This is a genomic window from Streptomyces sp. NPDC101225 (assembly GCF_044767585.1).
Lineage (GTDB): Bacteria > Actinomycetota > Actinomycetes > Streptomycetales > Streptomycetaceae > Streptomyces.
The window spans coordinates 1-20,949 of the sequence record NZ_JBIWOE010000078.1 but is presented as its reverse complement, the minus strand read 5'-3'; the positions used below and the strand labels follow the sequence as shown (position 1 = coordinate 20,949).

The following is a 20,949-nucleotide window of genomic DNA, read 5'->3' as shown; positions in this document are numbered from 1 at the left end:
ATGTCCTACGACGGCTTCCGCCGACCACTGGACCTCCTCGGCCTTGCCTGACCAGCGCTCTCACGCAAGATCAAAAGACTTTGCAACAGCCCTGCACTGGTGAAGCGCAGAGGGTCGCCGAATATCAGGGCGATCGTGGGAGCGAGGGCCAGAACCTCCGACGAGGACTCAGCAGGCCCATCGCCAGCCGTGTCCGGCGTAGCGGTGCTACCTCGTTCAGTGTGTGGCGTTCCGTCTGCGTCAGACGGCGACATCAATGGGCTCCAGGACCTCGGGGATGGGCTGGAAGATGTCTTCCAGCCGACCATCCGCGAAGCGCACTCTATGTGATGATCTACTCACGGAGAGTCCAAGAGGGCGCACTCTAGACCGTCCATGCTCCTTATCCTGATTATCTCCGTGACGCCTGATGCAGTTGCGCTAGAATTTAACTGGACTACCGTCGGGGGCAGGCGGGTTTATAACTCGCCGGGAAGTAGTCGCCTGTGGTGCGCACATTCGACTGGCGAAAGAGCACAAGGAGCGGCCAGGATACGGGCTGCGTGGAGGCCGCGTGCGACGGAGAAAAGGTGACCATTCGGGATTCCAAGCGTAAAAACGGCCCAATGATTCACTGTTACACTTCTACGTGGGAGGATTTTATTGCTGCCGTCATCTCGGCAGGTGGAATTCGTTGAGATCTGTCCCGTTCCGCCGGGGAGGTGCAGTAATGGAATCCACTAACACCGACGAGACGATCGGGACACCGTTGAAGGCCAAAGAAGCAACCACGGAACGGCGACTGAGGAAGGGACTGCTCATCGTCTGCGGCCTGATGCTGAGCACCGTCGCTTCGCTCGTCGGAGCAGTGCTCTCCACAGCGGTATCGACGCCTCAAAGCAAGCGATTCATCTGGATCATGGTCATGGTGGCAACGGCGGTGACCTTCGGCGCCTGCGCGGGCACGGCTTTGCGGAGACAGGATGTACTGCGCGACATCACTCGGCGGTCGGAGACTCCTCCTGTCCCGTAGAAAGGCTGCGCACGCCGCAGTCCCCGCTGCCGCTGACCTGACTGCCGTCAGCCGAGGCCGCACTCCGTCGCCTGCGCCAGAGTGAGGGCGCTTTCCACACAGCCAGGGTGGTGAGGGCGGTCAGTATGTAGCTGCCCAGTTGGCCAGCGCCTGTCACCAACCAGCCTGGCGCCGGCCAGTGCATGTCCTTGACGAACCGCAGAGTGAGAACGAAGACGACAGTAAGAACCACTATGCAGGGCACCAGAACCACAAGAAGAACACAGAAACCCTTGACACACGTCCAGAACCACTCCTGGCGTCGTTCGTGCTCCCTTAGTAGCCGTTGATCTTCCCGCTCGACACGTTTCGCCCGGAGACCCTCGTACTCCCTGGCGGTTTCCGGAGAACGAGCCGCTTCCAACTCAGGGTCGAAAGGTGCCAGGTCACCGTCTTGGGAGCCGTCTTGCCACCAGGCCCGAAAAAGTTGCCATATCTCTCCCACTCCGACTGGCGTCCTTTCTCCCCAAAATCACCCGGGCGCCATACATGGAGGCTCAGTCTTGACTGAGCCTTTCCATTGCCTTATCAATGGCCTCCTGAGCATCTGCTTCCTTTAGAGATCTACTGCTGATTTCCTCGAAGCATTCCTGGTAATGGGCGATGTACTCGACCTCGTCGCTGCTGGCCGTACCGCCGAATGCAGACTCCTGATAGAGAAGGTCGTTTTCGCTCCCCTCGAAACTCAACAGGAGAAAGCTGAAGAGCGTGCTGTAGTGTGCGCCGGCGTCGAGAGGGAGGATGCGCAGGTCGACGCGTGGATGGTCGACAAGCTTCCTGAGGTGGCGCAGCTGGTTCCGCATGACGGCGGGTGTGCCGATCTGACGAAGGAGAGCCGTCTCGTCGACCACGGCGAGGACCTCCGGGCCCAGGTCGGTCTCGATGATCCGCTCATAGCGTTTCATTCGCAGATCCGCATTGTGCCGCGCCTCCTCCTCGGACACCTGGGCCGACAGCAGGGCCACTGCATAGTCGTATGTTTCCAATTGTCCCGGGACCACCACCGGGTGGTACATACGAATGGTGGACGCGGCAGCTTCGTAGCTCAGCAGCTGAGCGAAGGGCGGTTTGATGATGTCGTTGAACTCAGTCCACCAACTGTTGCCCTTGCTGTTGCGGGCCGCCTCTTCAAGGGCCGACACGACAGCGACGTCAGTGACGTTGTAGAGCTGGAGCATGGCACGCAGGTCGGTCACCGACAGGCTGACGAGGCCGCCTTCGATGCGAATGATCTTCGAACGCGACCATTCCAGAGCGTCGGCAGCCTGCGGCTGCGTCATACTCGCCTTGATTCGAGCGTCCCGGAGCGCGTCGCGAAGCTTCCGCCGATTGAGTGCGGGATCTTGGAATACTGGCATGGACACTTCCCTCTCTCGTGTAAACGCATGATTCTTGCCACGCTCAGGGACCCAATCGGCCCCCGGCTTTCCGCGCGCACCAGACTGGCAGCTTCAGTATGCTACGTAGCAGGTAGAGACTCCATGACTGCCTCGTGGTTTTCTGCGCGGATGACTGATCTGTTGCAGCGAGAGCGAACCCGAGCGCAAGTGATCGGACTGCGCCTCTCGGGCCACGACAGTCTTTACGCCCGGTGCTATCAGCCTGTAGCAAGTTGACAAGCGTCCAAAGTTCGGAACCGCTGCCGGACGGGCGAGTGGGTCTGTGTCCAATCACGGGCGGCGCTGACCTGCGGCGGAGCCCCGGTGATCTCGGTTTCTGGCCATCTTGTGGGTTCGTGGTCGTGTCACAAACCCGTCGTACGAGGAGCTTGCCGCGCTGGTCACTGTGCATGCCCGCGTGATCGATAAGCTGCGGGCCGAGAACGCCGAGTGTCCGCGGTCGCGCCGCTGGTACTCCAGTCGCACTTCGTGATCTGACGGGTCGTCGGGGTACGGGGTTCAGTCGAGGTCGGTGAGGCGCCGCTTGTAGTGGTGCCAGCGGGCGCGTGCTTGGTGGCGTCGTCGCCAGGTGGACCACTGCAGGTGGAAGGCCATGCGGTTGGCGGCGAGGGCAGCGGGCAGGTCCCGCAGCAGGTTGGTGAACAGCTGGAACAGGCGGCGGGCCTCGGTGACGGTCAGGGCGATCTGTCCGAAGTCCGCGGGTGCTTTGTCGGTGGGACTGGCGGGCAGGACCGGAGCGGGATGGTCTCGCCGGTCCAGGCTGGCGATCACGGAGAGCAGGGCGAGGGCGGCCATCGCAAGGACGATGTGCCGTCGCCAGGAGCGGTAGCGGCGGGCCTGGGTGTGATCCAGTCCGACGGCGTCCTTTCCGTTGGCGAAGTCCTCCTCAACTGTCCATCTGATCCCGGCGATCGCCACGAGGTCGGCCAGCGCCATCGAGCGGCCTTCGGGTGCGTAGGCGTAGAAGTAGGCCAGGTCGGTGGGGTCGGCGATGCTGCGGCGGACCAGCAGGTGGTGGCGTGGGTCGGCGGTGGCGACCAGGGCCCAGTCGTAGACGCGCGGTCCCTTGGCGCCCTGCCCGCACGAGAGCCGGTTCCAGGCCCGCTTGGGGGACCTTCTTCGCCGCCAGGTCATCGGCGCGGATCGGTCCGACACCGGTGGGCACAGCGAAGTTGACGCCGACGGCGAAGACGTAGCCGATGCCGTGCTCCTCGAAGAAGCCGCGCAGTTTCGCGCTGCGGCCATAGACCTCATCGCCCGCCGCCCAGTCCACCGTGACGCCGGCCGCGACGGCCCGTCGGGCCTGGTCCAGGGCGATGGCGGTCTTGGTGCGGAAGGTGAAGTCCCGGCCCAGTCCGGCCTGTTCGCACCGGCCAGGGTCCTGGGCCCAGTGTTGCTGGACGTAGAGGTCGCCGTCGATCAGGCAGTGGCCGAGTGGGCCGGCGTAGGTGCAGTACACCGCGACCACGGCGTTGCTGACCTGTCCGGTGGTGCCGGTGTACTGCCGGCCGACCCCGGCGCCGGCCTCGCCCTTCTTCTCCTGTCCGGTCTCGTCGAAGACCAGCACTGCCCCGGGCGCGGCCAGATGACGCACGGCGAAGCGGCGCACCGCGTCGCGGGCGGCTTCCTCGTCCCAGACCGCCTGGTAGAGCAGGCGCTGCATACCGAACGCCCGTACCTGTCCGGCGTGCTCGGCCACGGTCCAGCAGTTCTTGCGCGGCAGGTCGGCCAGCAGGCCGCGCATGTACGCACAGGCGTGTGCCCGAGGCTCGCGGCGGGCGAACAGCGGGGCCAGCTCAGCGGAGAGCTCGTCGAACTTCTCCTGGAACAGCGAGGGATCTATGCTGACGGCAGAGGCCGCCTGATCTTCATGTTGCGTCACAACACCATGATCAACAGGTGGCCTCGCCCATGCCCCGGCGCCCCCGCACCACCCGTCGCACCGTCAGATCACGAAGTGCGACTGGAGTACTGGGGTCGGTGAAGACCAGGGACAGCGCGTGCGGGGGCTGCCGCCGCGTGCTTGCTGCGCACCAGGAGGTCCACCCGGCCAGCAGCGTCGACCCGTACATCGCGGAAATGGTGGAGCGGCAGACCAGGGAGATGTGTGATCTGAGTCGATGCGTGGTTCCGGAGCCAGAGGTGTCCTCGGATGACCAGCCGACCCCGCTCGAGGCGGTCCGCGTCGAGCGCCGCCGCGAATCCGAAGCCACTCGAGCCCTGGCACTGCAGCGTGCCCGTGCCGAGCGAGCGGCCAGGCAGGACATGCCTGCGGCGGGACAACTCGAGGGCGCAGCGGGCGCGGTGGAGCTGGAGCGCACGGCGTGACCAGAAGCCCCGGGCTGTTGCTGCTGGGGCGGGTGACCGGGGCCTGAGGGCCGCCGCCGAGTGTCAGGATCGAGGCCGGGGGGCCGCGAAGGTGAAGGAGACTGACGACGATGCCGAAGAAGCGCTAGAAGGACCGCGAGGCGCCCCGGAAGCAAACCTCAGTTCGGGCCGCTCCAGCCCAGCCCGCAGGCTTCGGGCTGGTGGTGGCGCGCAGATCTACGCTGGTCAGCAACTGCTCAGCGAGGGCGAGTTCGTGGTCGGCGACGGCCGGGTCGGTGAAGGCCAGGGCGAAGGCGCGGTGGGCCTGGCTGTTGCCGCGCTCATCGGTGACGCCGTGGTGTTCGGCTTCGTCGCGTGCTGCGGCGTACGCGGCGGCGCGGTCCATGGCGCCGTGGGGCCACCAGATGTCGCCTTCGACGCGGTAATGGCGGCCTTCCCAGCCCAGGGCGTGGGCGGTGGGGAAGTCGCCGGCCATGAAGTGGTCCCAGTCGATGCATCGACGTCGATCGACGCGGCCCGCGCCCAGCACCGCCGCCAGGCCGCGGTTACCGAGGCCGCCGCGCTGCGGAGGGCCCGGGCCGACCGCGCCACGCGATCGCCGACGTCGCTTTGAGGACCTCAGCGGTCCGCCGTACGGCGTGAACGCGCAGGGCTGGAGAATGATCCCTCTGCAGTCCTCAACGTTGTTACGGCGAAAGTCAGTTGCCGTGGACACGCTTAGCAGCCGGAGGGAATGTACAAGGGGTTCGTCAGGCCCTGCCCCAATGAGCAACGAGGCCGGGACCTGGGTGGTCCCGGCCTGCGCCGGATGGAAGGACGAGCCACCGCCCGTTCCACGGGGTCCCTGTTCGCTGGTTGGAGCCAGAGTTAGCCTCGATTCGTCAGCAGGATTCGGTGCCTGACCTGCTCGGCAGTTCGCCCGTAATGTCCTCGGGCCGTTCGAGGTGGGCCGTCGCGTGACGCCGCGGGTGCGCCGGGTTCCACGGGCCCGGAGTGCTGCCGGTCTTCCTCTTCCTGGTCCTTGTCGGGGCAGTGCCTGGCCGTCAGGTGGCGGCCGGGAGGGCGGTGAGCCGCTGCCAGCAGGTGGTGAACGCTTGTGCCCAGGGCCAGGTCGCGTCGATGCGCAGCCATCGGTGTCGGGCATGGTCGGCAAGGCGGGCGGGCAGGTGGTAGAGGCGGAAGCGCATGGTGTCCGGCTCGGCGTCGGCAAGGCCCTCGATGTCGTGCAGGGCCAGCAGCCGCACCCAGGCGTCGAGATCACCCGCGAGGTTCGCGGCGAGCATCCAGCCGCGGTTCACCTCCCATGAGGCGGAGGGCAGATTGTCCAGCCCCATGGCCTTGTTGGTGCGTACCAGGTCTTCCACCCCGGCGTGGGAGCGGTGCAGGACGTCCAGGAACTGGCTGTGGCCGGAGCCGGCGATGCCCCACATGTGACGGATATTGGTGGCGGTGATGCAGTAGCGCCAGCCGGTCTTCTCCTCGAAGGCGGTCAGTTTCTTCAGGTGCCGCCGGGTGGGCTTGACGCGGCGCACGATCAGCCGCATGCCCTCCGGCCAGCCCTCGCGGGTGTTCAGCCCGGTCAGCTCGGCGACGAAATATCCCTCCTGGAGGCTGCCGTCCTGGTGCACGGAGGTCTCCCAGGCCATCTCGGGCAGCTGCGCCATGGCCCGCTCGTCGTCTTCGGTGATCTTCCAGCCGACCGTGTAACGGACCGTGCGCCGCGTGGTGTTCAACGCTTCGAGGTGTTCCGGCAGCCCGTGAGTGGCCCCGGCCCCGTCCACCCGGACGAGGATCTTCGCAGCCGAGGATCCAGGGATCTGGGCGAGGGCGTCGGTGAGCACCGTGACGTGGTCGGCCACCGTGTTCGCTCCGGCATTCCCCGGCCGTAGGCACATGGCCAGGGACTCGGTGGTGTTCGCGCACCACGCCGCCAGCGGATGAAACCCGAACGTCTTCTTGAAGGTGACCGCAGCCCCCACCTTCCGGGACGCGGACGTGATGACGGTGGCATCGATGTCGACGACGATCCACCCGGTCAGCCGCTTGCCCGCCACGACCAGCCAGGGAAAGCCGCCCGGCGCAGATGCAGCAGACTCCACACCTGCCGGCGCACCCGCGCCCTCACCCTGGCGATCTTCGCCAAGGTGGCCTCGTCGAGCACGGCCAGCGCGGCGGGCGGTGGAGTCCGAGGCCCCGAACCCGCACAACGGCCGGTGATGGGGCTCGCAGAGAATCAACTCGCGGGCTTGATCTCACGGCTGGAGATCGTCCGGGGGTTCTCGATGTAGTAGCGCAGTTCGGCGAGTGTTGCTGGCTGGTTCTTGGCTGGTTCTGGGGCGCGGCCGAGGAGTTTGAGGAGCTGGCGGACCTCTTTGATGCGTATGTCAATGATGTCGACGCTGACCGTGAACAACCCGGCAATGTCCCTCCTGGGCAGCGCGAAGCGGTCGCGGAGGATTACGGCGAGGAGCCGGTCGACCAGGGTGAGCTTGGGGTGCCGGCCGGTGTTGGTGGCCTTGGGATGCTTACGGTCCCGCCCGCGGCGTTGCAGCGTCAGGGCTTCACGTTGATCGTCATGAAGGGCGCCGAGCGCGCGAACCAGCGCTTCCCACTCGGTGTGGTCCAGGCCGGTGACGAACGGGTGGCACAGCCAGGCGGCGCACTCACTCGGCTGGCCGAAAGGTTTCGGCGGCCGCGTGGAGACCTGGGTGAATGCCTGCGGAAGCAGGGTGTAGTTCCAGTTGCCGTGCCAATCATGGGGCTCAAGCGGAAGCGCCTGGAGCTGGGCGTCGCTGATCCGCGTCCCCGTGGGGTAGTCCCGGGTGTCCAGTTCGGCCCTTACCGTCAGCCCGGTGCGGGTGGTGGTCGCGGCGATCGTGTTGATGACGACCTCGTGGCTCGTCAGCGGCCTTCCTCGCCAGTTCATGGTGATGTGGGAGAAGAGCCGGTGCTCGATCCGGTTCCACTTCGATGTTCCGGGAGGAAGGTGGCACACCGTGATCTCCAGCCCGGTCTCGGCTGCGAGGGCGGCGAGTTCGGCTTTCCAGGCGCGGGTGCGGTATCCGTTGGAACCGCCCGCATCAGCAGTGATCAGCAGGCGGCGCGCGCTCGGGTAGATCTGCCGGCCGACCGCCTGCCACCAGCGGCGGATGGAGGATACGGCGAACCCGGCGGTGTTGTGGTCGCACCCGACGCTGACCCAGCCGGTATTCGCGGCCAGGTCGTACACCCCGTAGGGGATCACCTCGCTCGGCTCGCCCATGCGGGGGAAGTCGTGGGAACGGACCTGGACCGGCTCGCCCTTGCGCTGCCACTCGCGGCCTGCCTTGTGGTGGTCGCCGACCTGCTCCTTCTTCTTGGCATCTACGCTGACCACGGGATCTCCGCCCGCCTGGTACTCCTTGACCTGTTCATTGATATACCGGAACTGCCCGTCGCGGTCCGGATGGCTGGCTCCCTCCAGTACACGGGAGTTGCCCTGAAGGCTGAAGCCCTCCTCACGCAACAGGTCGGCGACGGTGTCCGCGCCGACCCGGTGGCCCTTCCGGGTCAGGTCGTCGGCCAGGCGCCTGGTGGACTTCGTGGTCCACCGCAGCGGCGACATTGGGTCCCCGCGCATGTCCGGCTCGACCAGCGCCAGCAGCGCGGGCCGCAGTCCGGGGTCGAGATCGGCGGCACGCTTACGCCCTCCGCCCGGCCGACGCACCCGGCCCAATGGTGCTTCTCCGGATTCCAGTTCGCCTACGCCGCGTGACACTGTGCCCTCGCGGACTCCGGCAGCGGCCGCGACAACACGAATCCCGCCGTGGCCAAGCGAGCGGGCCTCGGCCCCCATCGTCAGCCGCCGCTGCCGCTCGTCCAGGTGCGGGAACAGTGCCTGGAACATCGCTGACAACTTCTCAACCGTGCCTTCGGGTATGCACATATCACATCAACGAGCCGGAATCGCGGAAGCATCGGGTTGTTTCTCTGCGAGTCCATGCAACTGGAGTTGCTCCGCCTCCGACAGGTTCGACGCACCCAGCACGATCGTGATCGCCAGTTGGACCAGCACCCCGGCGCGGTCCCGCCAGCCGGCCGCCGTGCTGGAAGGCAGCACCTTCACCAGCGCCCCGGTGAGCCCTGTGCGGTCCGCGCACCGGCGCAGCAGCACCGCCCCGGCATGCCCGACCAGCCTCTTCCCGTCAGCCACCACGGACAGCCGACGGTCCCACCCTGTACTCTTGCGCACCAGATTGGTGTCCTGATTCTTGCAGCGGATACGACGTAGACACTCGCATCCTCACAGGTCAGCGGCACCTTTCTGCTACCGGGGCGTCAGATCACCCAATTCCGCTGAATAGCCAGGGCTAACGCTCCGGAGACGCGCTCGCCACGCGTGCGCCGCCGCCACCCGGCTTACGCTCGCGCACGTGTTCAACGTGACCGGATTGATAAAGCGCCTGGTGGTCGGCCGGGCGATGCGCAGCGAGGAGCTCGGTGAGACGCTGCTGCCCAAGCGCCTGGCGCTGCCGATCTTCGCCTCCGACCCTTTGTCGTCGGTGGCGTACGCGACGCAGGAGATCCTCATCGTCCTCGCGGTAGGCGGGCTCGCGTATCTGCACTTCACGCCATGGATCGCAGGTGCGGTGGTGCTGCTGCTGAGCGTGGTGGTGCTCTCCTACCGGCAGGTGGTGCGCGCCTACCCGAGCGGCGGCGGCTCCTACGAGGTGGTCTCCACCAACATCGGGGCCTCGGCCGGACTGGTCGTGGCCGCGTCGCTGCTCGTCGACTACGTCATGACGGTGGCGGTCTCCGTCGCCTCCGGCGTGGACAACATCATCTCCGCCGTCCCTGAACTCGCCCCGCACCGCGTCCTGATGGCGATCGGCTTCACCGCACTGCTCACCGCGATGAACCTGCGCGGAGTGCGCGAGTCAGGGCGGATCTTCGCCACCCCGACCTACCTCTTCGTCGGCGGCGTCCTCATCATGATCGCGACGGGCCTGATCCGGTACGCGCTCGGTGACGCGCCGGTCGCCGAGTCCGCCAAGTACGGCATCGCCGCCCAGCCCGGCGACTCCCACCTGGCCGGTCTCGCGCTCGTGATGCTGGTCCTGCGTGCCTTCTCCCAGGGCTGTACGGCACTGACCGGCGCGGAGTCGATCTCCAACGGCGTCCCCGCGTTCCGCAAGCCCAAGCCGCAGAACGCCGCCACCACCTGGGAGTCATGGGCGCCATCTCGATCACGATGTTCGTCGGCGTGACCGCCCTGGCCCTGGTCAGCCACGTCCGCGTCACCGAGGACGCCTGTCAGCTGACCGGTCTGAGCGGCAACTGCCACTCCTACACCCAGCGCACCGTCATCGCACAGCTCGCCGCCGCGATCTTCGGCGGCGAGCACTCGATCGGCTTCTACTTCATCCAGGCCGCCACCGCGCTGATCCTCATCCTCGCCGCGAACACCGCCTTCAACGGCTTCCCGCTGCTCGGCTCGATCCTCGCCCAGCACCGCTACCTGCCCCGCCAGCTCCACAACCGCGGCGACCGCCTCGCCTTCTCCAACGGCATCCTGGCACTGTCGATCGTCGCGATGCTCCTGCTGTGGGGCTACCAGGCCAACGTCACCCAGCTCATCCACCTCTACATCCTGGGCATCTTCACCTCCTTCACCCTCTCCCAGTTCGGCATGGTCCGGCACTGGAACCGCGCCCTGAGCACCGAGACCGACCCCGCCACCCGCCGCCAGCACAAGATCGCCCGCGCCATCAACGGCACCGGTTCCGTGGTCACAGGGCTGGTCCTGATCATCGTGCTCATCACCAAGTTCACCCAGGGCGCCTGGCTGGCGGTGCTCTCCGCCACTCTCCTGTGGCTGATGATGCGGGGCATCCGCCGCCACTACGACTCCGTCGCCGACGAACTCGCCGTCACCGACCCGCACGACGAGATGGTGCCACCCAGCCGCGTCCACGCCATCGTCCTCATCTCCACGATCCACAAACCGACCCTGCGCGCCCTGTCCTACGCACGCGCCTCGCGCCCCGACGAACTCGAAGCGCTCACCGTCGCCATGGACCGCCCCGAAGCCCAGGAGCTGCGCCGCCGGTGGGAGGAGGCCGGGATCGACGTGCCGCTGAAGGTCATCGACTCGCCCTACCGCGAGGTGACGAAACCGGTCGTGGAGTACGTGCGCTCCATCCGCCGCGACAGCCCGCGCGACATCGTCTCCGTCTTCATCCCCGAGTACGTCGTCGGCCACTGGTGGGAGAACCTCCTGCACAACCAGTCCGCGCTGTGGCTCAAGAGCCGCCTGCTGTTCACCCCCGGCGTGATGCTCACCAGTGTCCCCTGGCAACTGACCTTCTCCACCCACGCCGACCACCCGGCCGGCCGCGCTCCCGGCTCCGTACGCCGAGGCGAACCGCCCGCGCCGTCGACCTACCGCGACAACCGGTCCACGGGGAGTACGGGACAGCGGTAGCAGAGCGGAATCCTCCTCACCGCCTATCGGGCCTCCGACCTGGACCGTGGAAATCCGGGGGCTTGTCGTGGGAAATGACCTATGCGCGGGGGTATATATAGCCTGGCCAGCCCACTTCCGTGGGTGCCCTTGAGGTCTCCCGCATGTCTGCGCCGATCAGGCCTCGCGCGTCGTTCAGATCCTGCTTGTGCGTCTGGGTTGTCACGATCCGTGTCTCCTGGAGTCGGTGGTGCGTGGTGTGATCCTGGCGTCATAAGGGCCGTTGTGTTCCCCGTGCACCGTCCGGTCGGGAATGGAGGAGCTGGCCCCTGCCGCCGGGGAGGGGAGTCGTCACCCGGCGGCAGGGAGTTCATCGGATCCCACGCTGCCTTTCGGCGTCGGTGACCTGTCCGCGGAACCAGGCGAGCTCGGTCCGAGCGGCGTGTGCGTAGTGCTGCACGATGTTCTTGCCGAGCAGGAACTGGGCGACGGTGCTGTGCTCGAAATGGGTGAGCGCCTCGGCGAGGTCGGGGTAGAGAAGGATGGCGTCCCGGTCGTGGTAGGCGTCGCCGTCGCACGCGGGTCGCAGTGTCAGCGCCTCGTCGAGGCCGTGGACGATCGCCGCGGTGTAGGCGGTGAGGGCGAGGTAGGTGTTGGCGTCGGCGCCGGCGAGTCGGACCTCAAGGCGGGCGCTGGTGTCGTGGCCGGTGACGCGGACGGCGCAGCCGCGGTGGTCGAAGCCCCAGTTGTAGCGGGTGGGGGCGAATGAGTGCGGCCGGTAGCGCTTGTAGGAGTTGACGGTGGGCGCGTACAGCGGGGCCATGTGCGGCAGCGCGGAGATCAGGCCGGCGGTGGCTCTTTGCATCGGGGGCGGCAGCTTCTGGCCGCGGTGGTGGACGAACGCGGGGTCGCCGTGCTCGTTCCACAGCGACAGGTGCAGGTGCAGGCCGCTGGCGGCTCCGGTCTGTGGGGCGGCCATGAATACGGGCGTCATGCCGTGGCGCCGGGCGATGTGGTGGGTGATGTGTTGGAAGACGGTGTAGTCGTCGCAGGCGGTGAGGGCGTCGCCGTAGGCGAGTGTGACCTCGCACTGGCCTGGGGCTCCCTCGGTCTTGAAGGCTTCGTGGACGATCCCGGCATCGCTCAGTGCCTCGCCCAGGTGGTGGAAGAAATCGCTGATGGCGGGCGGGTGTTGCAGGGCGTAGTCGAGGTTCGCGTTCCAGGCCGGTGCGCGGCCGGCCGGTCCGTCCGTGTAGAGGACGAACTCGGCTTCCACGCCTGCCTTCATCTGGTAGCCCAGTCCGCGCAGGCGCAGTAGTTGGGTGGCCAGCATGTGGCGGGGGGCTACGGCGACGGGGGTGGCGTCATCGTGGACGGGTGTGCCGAGGATGAGGGCGGTGCCGGGGCGGTGCGGCAGCACGCGTACGTGGTCCAGGTCAGGGGTGATGAGGAAGTCGCCGAAGCCCTCGTCCCAGCCGGTGAAGTCGAAGCCGTCGAGCGGTGTCATGTCGATGTCGGTGGCCAGGATGTAGGAGCACATCTCCGCCCCGGCGCTCAGTCGCTCGAGGAAGACCCGTGCGTTGAAGGTTTTTCCGAGCAGGCGCCCTTGGAGGTCGGGCACGGCCAGCATGATGTCGGTGATCGAGCGGTCTTTCAGCAGGCGCTGGAGGGTTTCTCGGGTGACTGGTCCTGCGGGCCAGGGGGCTGCGGCGCGGTTGGTTGCTGCGTTCATCGTCAGAAACCTTCGCTGAGCATGGCTTCGCCCGGCTGGGCGTGGTGGGTGGCGGTGAGCTGGTAGGCGCGTTTGCCTCGGGTCAGCCAGGTACCCCCGGCCAGCAGCAGCGCCGCCAGCAAGGTCACTCCGGCGTAGTTGAAGGAGTCGGGGGTGATGGGGGTGGACTGGGGCAGGCAGAAGACCGTGGTGATGACGGCGACGTAGGCGACCGCGATCACGCCGATGGGCTTGCGCCAGACGCCGAGGCTCCACGGGCCTGGCTGGTAGGCGTTGCCTTTGCGCAGGGCGAGGAAGACGGGGATGCCGTAGGCCGGGGTCATGCCGACGGCGTTGATTGCGGTGATGGCACCGTAGGCGGCAGGGGACCACAGGGCCGGCAGGGCGAGCACGAACGGCACGATCACGGCGAACCACACCGCGCGGGTGGGTGTCTTGGTCCGCGGGTTGACGATGCGCCAGCTCGGCCACATGGGTAGGGCCCGGCTGCGGGAGAACGCGTAGACCATGCGGCTGGCCGCGGCGACTTCGGCGTTGCCGCAGAACAGCATGGCCACGATGACGAGCAGGAGCAGTGCTTTGGCTCCGCTCGTGCCGAGGACGTCGAGGAAGATCTGCGCGGGCGGCACGCCGGTCGCCGAGTTCTGGGTGGCGGTGTAGTCCTGCATGGCGAACAGCAGCCCGGCCAGCAGCACGAAGCCGGCCGCCCAGGAGACCCAGATGGAGCGCACGATGCCGCGGGGCGCGGACCTCTGGGCGTCGGTGGTTTCCTCGGCCACGTGGGCGGAGGCGTCGTAGCCGCAGAAGGTGTACCCGGCCAGCAGGCTGCCGATGAGCGCTACGTACAGGGGGGTGGAGAAGCCGGTGTCGTTGTGGAAGTGCGTGAACACGAAGCGGACGGACTGGTGTTGGGCGGGGGCGATGGTGAGCGCGCCGACGATGACCGTGACGCCGAGCAGCTGCCACCACACCGAGATCGAGTTCAGCACGTTGACCAGGCGTACACCGGCCGAGTTGAGCAGGCCGTGCAGGAGCAGGATGCACCCGAACAGGGTCATTGTCGTGCCGCCTGTGGGGGCGATGTCCCACTGCAGCTGGATGAAGGCGCCGGTGAAGGCGGCTGCGCCGTAGTCGATACCGGCGATCGCGCCGAGCAGCCCGAGCAGGTTCAGCCAGCCGGTCACCCACCCCCAGCGGGCTCCGCCGAGCTTCTCCGCCATGAAATACGGGCCGCCACTGGTGGGGTAGGCGGAGACGACGTCGGCCAGGGACAGGCCGACCAGGAGCGTCATGAAGCCGATCACGACCCAGCTGCCGAGCATGACGACCGGCCCGCCGTGGCCCAGGCCGAACCCGAACAGGGACATGCCGCCGGCCAGGATGCAGATCACCGAGAAGCTGATCGCGAAGTTCCCGAACGCGCCCATCTTCCGGGACAGCTCGGGTTTGATCCCGAGTTCGGCCAAGACGTCGTCGTCGCTGCCCTGTGCACGCGTGCCGGCTTTGCTGTGTAACACCAGAGATCCACTTTCAGGTGGGAGGGAAGGTGCGGGGACAAAACGGGGAGCGTTGATCACGCTGCGCGGGCGGAGGCGCACGGCCCTTCACCACGACGATCTCTCCCGTAAGGCGGCGCTGCGGATACGCCGGAACTCCGTGGTCCAGTCGTAGCTGCGCCCCAGGCTGACGTTGATCGTCCGCCATGGCTCGGGAGTGACGTAGGAGCCCATCGCGTGGAAGACCGCTCCCGCCTCCTCACCGCAGGCCACGAGGGCATGGGCCAGGTAGTTGAGATCCAGCAGGGACAGCCACCCGTGATGGACGCGCGGGACAGACGCGAACCAGACGTCCCGCGCCCGGCACGCGTAGTGGGCCACCTGGGCCGTCTGCCAGAACTGCAGGGCACTCCCCTGACCGTTGCCGTGCCGCTCCTTGTAGACGTCCATGAGCGCGTACAGCGGGAGCATCAACAGCTCGAGATTGGCCGGGTGGCCGGCAGCGATCCACCCCGCGTAGTTCATCGCGGCGGTGGACCCGCCGCAATGAAGCTGGAACTCACGCATGCGGTGATGCCCTTCCCGGCTGCCGGGATCGCGCTTGTTGATCTCCCCCAGAAGCGGCCACGGTCCTCGGTAAGGCATCGTCTGGTCACCGAGCTGATCCCACGGAATCGGGCGAGACCGCCAGTAGGGGTCGAAGCGAAAGGCATCGAAAGGAAGTTGAGTCAGGTGCAGGAGGCAGATCCACGGCACCGGACACTCCGGCAGCAGCCTTGCCGCCTTCATACAGGCCTGCCGCGCCAGGCCTGCGGCACGTACCACCAGATCCCTGCTCTTGCCACTGCGATGGGCGGACAGCGCGGCCCACGTGAGCGCCCGCGCCCACATCATCGACGCGTCCGCGCTGTTGGGCTCCTCGTCCAACCACGTCTTGAAGACGCCGCCTTCTCCCGCCCCCGCGGCAAGAAGCTGGCTGCGCCTCGTACGCAACGCCCAGTTCGGACCAGTCCGTGCGAACAGATCACGAGCCGCGAGATGCCGGCCCAGCTTCAGATCCTCCAACGCGGCACGTAAATCAGAGTCAGCGCCAACCGGACTGACGGTCAAAGCGGTGCCGACGGCGCCTGTCGTGTGTGCCTCACGACGGGTAGCGGTCGTCGGGGTGGCTAACGGCTTGGGCATGGGGGTGTCCAGGAGGTTCGCGGTGCGACGGATCGGCTGGGTGCTGGTACTGGAGTCCAGCTGCGACAGCGCAGGTGGACTCGGCCGGGGTGGGTGAGCGCACGGGGAGGGCAAGGCATGCCCAGACGCGGGTACCGCTGGGGCTGGAGGTGGCGCGCCAGGAAGTGGCCAGGGCTTCAACCAGGCAGAGCCCACGCCCGTCCTCAGCGTCCTGGTTCGTATTTCGAGGGCTGATGAGGGTGTGGGGCTGTCCTTGGTCGGTGACGCTTACCCAGACGTGGTGGGGGGATAGCAGGAGCGCGACGGTGATCTCTTCGCCATGAGCATGCACGACGGCGTTGGTGGTGAGTTCGCTGGCAATGACCGTGAGACTGTCAGTGACCTGGCGGGGAACGTGCCAGGTGCGGCAGGTTCCGGTGACGTGCGCGCGGGCCGCCCGAGGCGTGTGCGGAGAGTCTCCCGGCAGAGTCCAGAACGCGGACAGACGCTGCTCGTAGCGCGGCAGAGCGCCAACCGGGAATGGCCTGCTGACGGGCGTGGGACGTAAGGAAGGTAGGGGTCCCCACGTGACGCCCGGAAACGCGGTGGTGGGGTGGGGGATCACGATCTGTCCTCCGGGTCACTTGTGGGCAGCTCGGTCTGGTTGGCCCCGGTCTGACGGACGGAGAGGGCGCTGTGGCAGATGCTCTGGCCGAGCCAGTGGGCGGTTCTCTCATGGCAGGCACGGAGCACTCCCCCGTGTGCGGTAAGGCGGAGCAACTGCCTCGGTTGCTGACTCGAGATCGACCGTAGGGCGTTCAGGATTCAATCCCCAAGAAGATTGCGCGAGTTTGCAGCAGATGGTTTGACGACGCCGAATGCTTCGCACACCATCAAAGTGTCGCGCAAACCATCGCAAGACAGCGGACAGGAGAGCAGCCGTGAAGCTACGGTTCCTTGGTAAGAACTCCACCCCCGGCGACAGCCCCACCCTGTACGCCAGTGACCAAGACACCTACGTCATCCAAGGCTGGAAGGTGTACGCGAACGACTTACTCATGCAACTCGACCCGCCCAAAGGCCAGACAGTGATCGAGGTACCGCCGGAGCTGTTCGAGCACCTGACGAAGGACGGGCACACTACCGGCGAGATCAAAAGCTTCACCTCCCCGATCATGCTCGTCACGGAGCAGGACACGTGCATCCTGCAAGGCCCCGAGATGACTGACCCCGAGGCGCTGAACCAGATGCGGATCCCTGACTATGAGACCTGCATCGAGGTTCCCAAGTCCTCGATCACGGCCCTTCTGGAGGAGAACGGTGGACCTGATCACCCCAGCCCAGCGTGACGAGCTGTTCAACAGCTTCAAACACGACGCCTTCCACCTGGAGCTGAGGGATGACTACGGATCTCCCGTCGAGGACACGCCCTACGCGAGGTGGCAGCGAGGTGAACCCGACGACTATGCCTGGCTCAACCCCTGGATGACGCATATGAAGCGCGTCACGGGCGAAGGAAGAATCGTCAGGCGGGTCCGGGTCATCACGGAGCCGCACTCCCAGTACGTCGGTTGGGAGCATTCGTTGACTCATCTCAACCTGGAGGCCGGTGAGGACATCCGGTGGCTTCCGCGGCACCGGCTGCCGCAGGGCATCACCTTCCCGGTCGATGGCAACGACTGGTGGCTGTACGACGACCGTCTCCTCGCCGTCGGCCACTTCGACCCAGAGGGCCGGGTGCTGGGGTCGGAAATCTTCGCGGACCAGGAAACCGTGGCCAAGTGCGTCCGCATACGCGACCTGCTTTGGGCCGCCGCCATCCCCCACACCGAGTACAAGCCCTGATCCATCAGTGAATAGCCAAGCTCAAGAAGCACGTGAGGCGCTCGGTGCCCGGCTGCGTGGATTCCGGAAGGACGCGGGATTCGCGAGCGGCCGGGCATTCGCCGTGGCCACAGGGTGGGCCGAGTCCAAGGTCTCCCGGCTGGAGAACGGCAAGCAGAACCCCAGCGAAGACGACATCCGCGTCTGGTGCACCACGACCAACCGGCGAGAACACCTTGATGACTTGATAGCCACGGTGCGGCACATCGACGAGCTGTGGCTAGAGTGGCGCCGACAGCTCCAGACCGGAGCCGAGCGCAGGCAGCGTAAAGCCATACCGGTCTACGCCAAGACCAAAGTCTTCCGTATCTGGCATCCCACGCTCGTATGGGGAACGCTCCAGACGGCGGAGTACGCGGCCGAGACGTTCCGGCAGGTCGTCGACTACTACGAGATCCCCGACGACGCGGAAGCCGCCACTGCGAAGCGGCTCGAACGACAGCAGTACCTATACCAGGGCAACCGGATCTTCAACGTGGTGCTCGGCGAACAGGCGCTCTACACCAACTTTGGAGGCGTGGAAGTGATGAGGGGCCAACTCGACCGCCTGCTGGCGGTGATGCGGCTTCCCCGATTGAGCCTGGGCATCATTCCCCGGTCCGCACCCGTGGGCATCTGGCCCGGCAACTCATTCTCGATGTTCGACGAGAAGCTAGTCCTCGTCGAGACCTACTCGGCGGAGTTCTCCGTCACCCAGCCCCGTGAAATCGAGCTGTACGCCAAGGCGTTCGCCCACTTGAAGCAGTCAGCTGTGTATGGAACCGCGGTCCGCGACCTCATCCTCACAGCCATCCACCACTTCGATCAGATGCCCAGCAACTAGGAGAACAACATGCAGCCTGTGGACCCGAACTGGCGAACCAGCTCCTACACCGGGACAGAGAACTGCGTTGAAGTGGCTGACAACAACCTGCAGCGCGTGATGGTCCGGGACACGAAGTCACGCGGTCAAATCCTGGCCGTTCGACGTGACACCTGGATGGCATTCGTCGAATACGCCAAGAGAGCGTAGCGAGCGTTATCGATTCGCCTCCTAGCCTACGTGCCAGCGGCCGCAGACTTCCTCGAGCGGACCAGGCAGACGGGAGTGTGAGCGTGCGGGAGCTACGTCTGGAACACAGGACCTCTGCGGAATTCACCGAGATCTGGCCGCAGATGCTCGAGGTGTAATCCGAGATCTACGCCGACCGGCTCGGCGAGAATTCCGCAGTATGGCCCGCTTCGAGGAGCGGCTTGGCTGGAACACGGAAGTACCAGGATTCGCTTGGGTCGTCGGCTACTTGGACGACCTGCCAGTCGGCTACGCGTACGGAGGTGCGCTACAGGAGACGGCACGCTGGTGGAACGGACTGCGAACAACGGTTCCCGACGGCGCCCCGAGAGAGACAGGAGCCCGTAAGTTCGCCCTATCGGAGCTGATGGTGGCGAACAACGCGCGAGGAACCGGCGTGGCACCCCAGGTCCACGACGAGCTGCTGCGTGACCGACCGAGGAGCGGGTGACCCTGCTCACCGAACGAGGCCACCCGAGAGTACGGGCCCTGTACGAGGCCTGGGGCTACGAGTGCTTCGGTGCGGTGTTGCCGTTCCGTGACGCGCCCCTGTACGACGCGGCGTCTGCGCACTGACCGGCCGACGCGCAGCCCCCCCGAATCACCTTGCGCGCGTTCCATGGCGCGCCGCCCACGGATCCGGCCCGAAGTTCCCTCTATTCCCCGCCACCGTTCTGACGGCTGCCGCGCCGACGCGCCCATGGTCGGGCCGACCATGACCCCGACCACGACATTTGTGTCCTGTCCGTGACCGTGGTCGGCCCCTCGTGGTTGGTGGTTGGGTCGGGGGCAGTGGATTTCCTCAAGGTCGGCAAGTACACGTCCAGACCTGGGAGTCCCACCATGTTCCCTGCCCAGCGGGGCTCACAGAGCGAGGCTGGCACCCCGACAGCCGCGAGTGCCCGGCCGGAGAGGATGCGCAGGCACGTCCGCCCTTCCCTGGCTGGACCTGCTCACCGCGATCGCGGTCGGCCCCGCCGCCTTATGCGTCGCGGTGGTCTTACGCCACCGAAGCCAGCCGAAAGAAGAACCGGCGGGTCGAGGCCACATCCTCCCTGGCGATCACATGACGGCCTCCATGGAATCGGGGCGGCCGCCCCGATTCGCAGCCGAAACGAGCGAAGCGAGGCGAACATATGTCGACATCTGGCGCTCAAAGTGGCCGGATACGCCCCGAGTTGTGCGAGTGAAGTCAAATATCACGCTGGGAAGTTGACTGGCATATGCGTAACCTCTCGATCACCCAAACGCATCACCGCAGCTTGAACAGGCAACAACTGTGCATCCGGGTACAGGAGGCCCGGTACGGCCGTGTAGCGCACCGCGTCGAACAGGGATACAACATGACAGCCGCACAACGACACTCTTCGGGACGCAACACCACCGCTGTTCGCACCCGGAACTGGTACGTGGCGTCGTCGGTCCTGGTGGCGATTGCTGCGATCACGCTTGCATCCGGCTGTTCCTCCGGCGATGGAGACAAGGTCGACCCATCGCCTACGCCCAGCACGGCCAAGCCAACCAAGACAGTGTCCCCCGACGAAGCACGGGCCCGGAAGGCCATCATCGCCGCCTATCAGGGCATGACCGATGAGCGGGTCAAGGCTTACGCGAAGTCGTCCCTCGCTGGGAGCAAGATCACAAGGTATGCGACGGGCAAGGCTTTACGCGATGTGAAAGACGCGGTTTTCGTCAACATGCGAAACGGGATCGTGTTCAAGGGGCACCCCAAAGTGACGACGCGTGAGGACGACGTCGCGCTCGAGACCGCCAACAAGCCCTTTCGCGCTTCCCTGTTGGTGTGTTTCGACACCAACACCTGGGATCCCATCAGCACGAAGACAGGCAAGAGCGTCGCCGTGCCCAACCAGGTCAAGCGATACACCATCACCGCTGACCTGCAGCGGGTGGGCTCACAGTGGCTAGTCACCAAGCAGGACGCGAACCTGGAGAAGACATGCTGAGCCGAAGCGGACCGGCAAGTGCTCTGCTGGCCGCGCTCGCGGCCTTAGCCCTGGCAGATGCTCCCGCGAACGCGGGTGATGGCAAGGTCATCTGTGAGGCAGGCATCTGCTGGACGGTTGCAGACGACACAACAACCACACCCGGCAAAGGCGGCCGCGACGAGCAGACATCGGGTGGCGGCTCCAACAAGGCCAAATGCTATGACAGCAACATGGCACGTGACACGGAAGTCCCCTGCTACGTCAAGGGCTACGGGTCCTGGGTTACTCAGGTTGAATCCGTGATGTCCGGTGTCTCGATCAGGCCCTGAAGGTCCAGGCCGGTGGTCGGCAGGCAGCCTGTGATCAGGTGCGGCCGGTACTGAATTTTCTTGAGTTTCCGCTTGATGACGCGGGTCAGGTGCGCGAGGTCGGCGGCGGCGAAATCGGCCAGGGCC

At 66.1% G+C, this 20,949-nt stretch carries 19 protein-coding genes and 1 pseudogene; 10 read left to right on the top strand and 10 right to left on the bottom strand.

Features of this window, described 5'->3' with window-relative positions; all coding sequences use genetic code 11:
* Positions 1 to 485: 485 nt before the first annotated feature.
* Entirely contained in the window at positions 486 to 677 is a 192-nt protein-coding gene (locus ACIRPX_RS45085; protein WP_404205981.1) for a DUF397 domain-containing protein, read from the top strand.
* A gap of 32 nt (positions 678 to 709) precedes the next feature.
* Positions 710 to 1,012: a hypothetical protein gene (locus tag ACIRPX_RS45080; protein ID WP_404205980.1), complete on the top strand. Its 303-nt coding sequence runs from the start codon at positions 710 to 712 to the stop codon at positions 1,010 to 1,012.
* Between the two features lie 536 nt (positions 1,013 to 1,548).
* On the opposite strand, the gene ACIRPX_RS45075 is transcribed toward ACIRPX_RS45080, so the two are convergent.
* The 3 genes from ACIRPX_RS45075 to ACIRPX_RS45065 form a co-directional block, all read right to left on the bottom strand.
* On the bottom strand, positions 1,549 to 2,409 hold the full coding sequence (locus ACIRPX_RS45075; RefSeq protein WP_404205979.1) for a Scr1 family TA system antitoxin-like transcriptional regulator: 861 nt from the start codon (positions 2,407 to 2,409) through the stop codon (positions 1,549 to 1,551).
* 540 nt (positions 2,410 to 2,949) lie between these two features.
* Positions 2,950 to 3,426 carry a transposase gene (locus tag ACIRPX_RS45070; protein WP_404205982.1) on the bottom strand — a complete coding sequence of 159 codons (477 nt, stop codon included), beginning with the start codon at positions 3,424 to 3,426 and terminating at the stop codon, positions 2,950 to 2,952.
* Positions 3,338 to 4,333 (bottom strand): IS701 family transposase, encoded by a 996-nt coding sequence (locus ACIRPX_RS45065; RefSeq protein ID WP_404205978.1) that lies wholly within the window; start codon positions 4,331 to 4,333, stop codon positions 3,338 to 3,340. Before ACIRPX_RS45065 ends, ACIRPX_RS45070 begins: the two co-directional genes overlap by 89 nt.
* Before the next feature lie 98 nt (positions 4,334 to 4,431).
* Here ACIRPX_RS45065 and ACIRPX_RS45060 point away from each other — a divergent pair, with 98 nt between their 5' ends.
* Positions 4,432 to 4,779, top strand: coding sequence for a hypothetical protein (locus tag ACIRPX_RS45060; RefSeq protein WP_404205977.1), 348 nt, complete (start codon positions 4,432 to 4,434; stop codon positions 4,777 to 4,779).
* A gap of 91 nt (positions 4,780 to 4,870) precedes the next feature.
* A complete protein-coding gene (locus tag ACIRPX_RS45055; RefSeq protein WP_404205976.1) occupies positions 4,871 to 5,392 on the top strand; it encodes a hypothetical protein in 522 nt (173 codons plus the stop codon).
* A gap of 430 nt (positions 5,393 to 5,822) precedes the next feature.
* On the opposite strand, the gene ACIRPX_RS45050 is transcribed toward ACIRPX_RS45055, so the two are convergent.
* The 3 genes from ACIRPX_RS45050 to ACIRPX_RS45040 form a co-directional block, all read right to left on the bottom strand.
* Positions 5,823 to 6,878 carry a transposase gene (locus ACIRPX_RS45050; protein ID WP_404205975.1) on the bottom strand — a complete coding sequence of 352 codons (1,056 nt, stop codon included), beginning with the start codon at positions 6,876 to 6,878 and terminating at the stop codon, positions 5,823 to 5,825.
* Positions 6,879 to 7,012: 134 nt separating this feature from the next.
* A complete protein-coding gene (locus ACIRPX_RS45045; protein WP_404205974.1) occupies positions 7,013 to 8,704 on the bottom strand; it encodes an ISAzo13 family transposase in 1,692 nt (563 codons plus the stop codon).
* Between the two features lie 6 nt (positions 8,705 to 8,710).
* Positions 8,711 to 8,971: a hypothetical protein gene (locus ACIRPX_RS45040; RefSeq protein ID WP_404205973.1), complete on the bottom strand. Its 261-nt coding sequence runs from the start codon at positions 8,969 to 8,971 to the stop codon at positions 8,711 to 8,713.
* Positions 8,972 to 9,239: 268 nt separating this feature from the next.
* Here ACIRPX_RS45040 and ACIRPX_RS45035 point away from each other — a divergent pair.
* Positions 9,240 to 11,242: pseudogene (locus ACIRPX_RS45035) on the top strand (APC family permease).
* A gap of 349 nt (positions 11,243 to 11,591) precedes the next feature.
* Here ACIRPX_RS45035 and ACIRPX_RS45030 read toward each other — a convergent pair.
* The 4 genes from ACIRPX_RS45030 to ACIRPX_RS45015 all read right to left on the bottom strand — a co-directional run bounded on the left by ACIRPX_RS45030 (position 11,592) and on the right by ACIRPX_RS45015 (position 16,238).
* Entirely contained in the window at positions 11,592 to 12,953 is a 1,362-nt protein-coding gene (locus tag ACIRPX_RS45030) for a glutamine synthetase family protein (protein WP_404205972.1), read from the bottom strand.
* A 2-nt stretch (positions 12,954 to 12,955) separates the two neighbouring features.
* Positions 12,956 to 14,470, bottom strand: a complete 1,515-nt coding sequence (locus ACIRPX_RS45025; protein ID WP_404205971.1) for an amino acid permease — start codon at positions 14,468 to 14,470, stop codon at positions 12,956 to 12,958.
* An 87-nt stretch (positions 14,471 to 14,557) separates the two neighbouring features.
* The gene (locus tag ACIRPX_RS45020) at positions 14,558 to 15,514 is read right to left on the bottom strand and encodes a hypothetical protein (RefSeq protein ID WP_404205970.1); all 957 of its coding nucleotides are present in this window, start codon (positions 15,512 to 15,514) and stop codon (positions 14,558 to 14,560) included.
* Positions 15,515 to 15,590: 76 nt separating this feature from the next.
* Positions 15,591 to 16,238 (bottom strand): ATP-binding protein, encoded by a 648-nt coding sequence (locus ACIRPX_RS45015; RefSeq protein ID WP_404205969.1) that lies wholly within the window; start codon positions 16,236 to 16,238, stop codon positions 15,591 to 15,593.
* A 316-nt stretch (positions 16,239 to 16,554) separates the two neighbouring features.
* On the opposite strand from ACIRPX_RS45015, the gene ACIRPX_RS45010 reads away from it, so the two are divergent.
* The 5 genes from ACIRPX_RS45010 (at position 16,555) to ACIRPX_RS44990 (ending at position 20,512) form a co-directional block, all read left to right on the top strand.
* Positions 16,555 to 16,962, top strand: coding sequence for a hypothetical protein (locus ACIRPX_RS45010; protein ID WP_404205968.1), 408 nt, complete (start codon positions 16,555 to 16,557; stop codon positions 16,960 to 16,962).
* Positions 16,934 to 17,458: a DUF6879 family protein gene (locus ACIRPX_RS45005; protein ID WP_404205967.1), complete on the top strand. Its 525-nt coding sequence runs from the start codon at positions 16,934 to 16,936 to the stop codon at positions 17,456 to 17,458. The genes ACIRPX_RS45010 and ACIRPX_RS45005 overlap by 29 nt, the downstream gene beginning before the upstream one ends.
* 7 nt (positions 17,459 to 17,465) lie before the next feature.
* Positions 17,466 to 18,320, top strand: coding sequence for a helix-turn-helix domain-containing protein (locus ACIRPX_RS45000; RefSeq protein ID WP_404205966.1), 855 nt, complete (start codon positions 17,466 to 17,468; stop codon positions 18,318 to 18,320).
* Between the two features lie 9 nt (positions 18,321 to 18,329).
* On the top strand, positions 18,330 to 18,509 hold the full coding sequence (locus ACIRPX_RS44995) for a DUF397 domain-containing protein (RefSeq protein ID WP_404205965.1): 180 nt from the start codon (positions 18,330 to 18,332) through the stop codon (positions 18,507 to 18,509).
* 1,382 nt (positions 18,510 to 19,891) lie between these two features.
* Positions 19,892 to 20,512 carry a hypothetical protein gene (locus ACIRPX_RS44990; RefSeq protein WP_404205964.1) on the top strand — a complete coding sequence of 207 codons (621 nt, stop codon included), beginning with the start codon at positions 19,892 to 19,894 and terminating at the stop codon, positions 20,510 to 20,512.
* The last annotated feature ends 437 nt before the right edge of the window (positions 20,513 to 20,949 follow it).

Bases quoted from the DNA above. Each gene is read 5' to 3' on its own strand.
- ACIRPX_RS45030 (WP_404205972.1), bottom strand. From the start codon at position 12,953: ATGAACGCAGCAACCAACCGCGCCGCAGCCCCCTGGCCCGCAGGACCA.
- ACIRPX_RS44995 (WP_404205965.1), top strand. From the start codon at position 18,330: ATGCAGCCTGTGGACCCGAACTGGCGAACCAGCTCCTACACCGGGACA.
- ACIRPX_RS45075 (WP_404205979.1), bottom strand. From the start codon at position 2,409: ATGCCAGTATTCCAAGATCCCGCACTCAATCGGCGGAAGCTTCGCGAC.
- ACIRPX_RS45045 (WP_404205974.1), bottom strand. From the start codon at position 8,704: ATGTGCATACCCGAAGGCACGGTTGAGAAGTTGTCAGCGATGTTCCAG.
- ACIRPX_RS44990 (WP_404205964.1), top strand. From the start codon at position 19,892: ATGACAGCCGCACAACGACACTCTTCGGGACGCAACACCACCGCTGTT.
- ACIRPX_RS45080 (WP_404205980.1), top strand. From the start codon at position 710: ATGGAATCCACTAACACCGACGAGACGATCGGGACACCGTTGAAGGCC.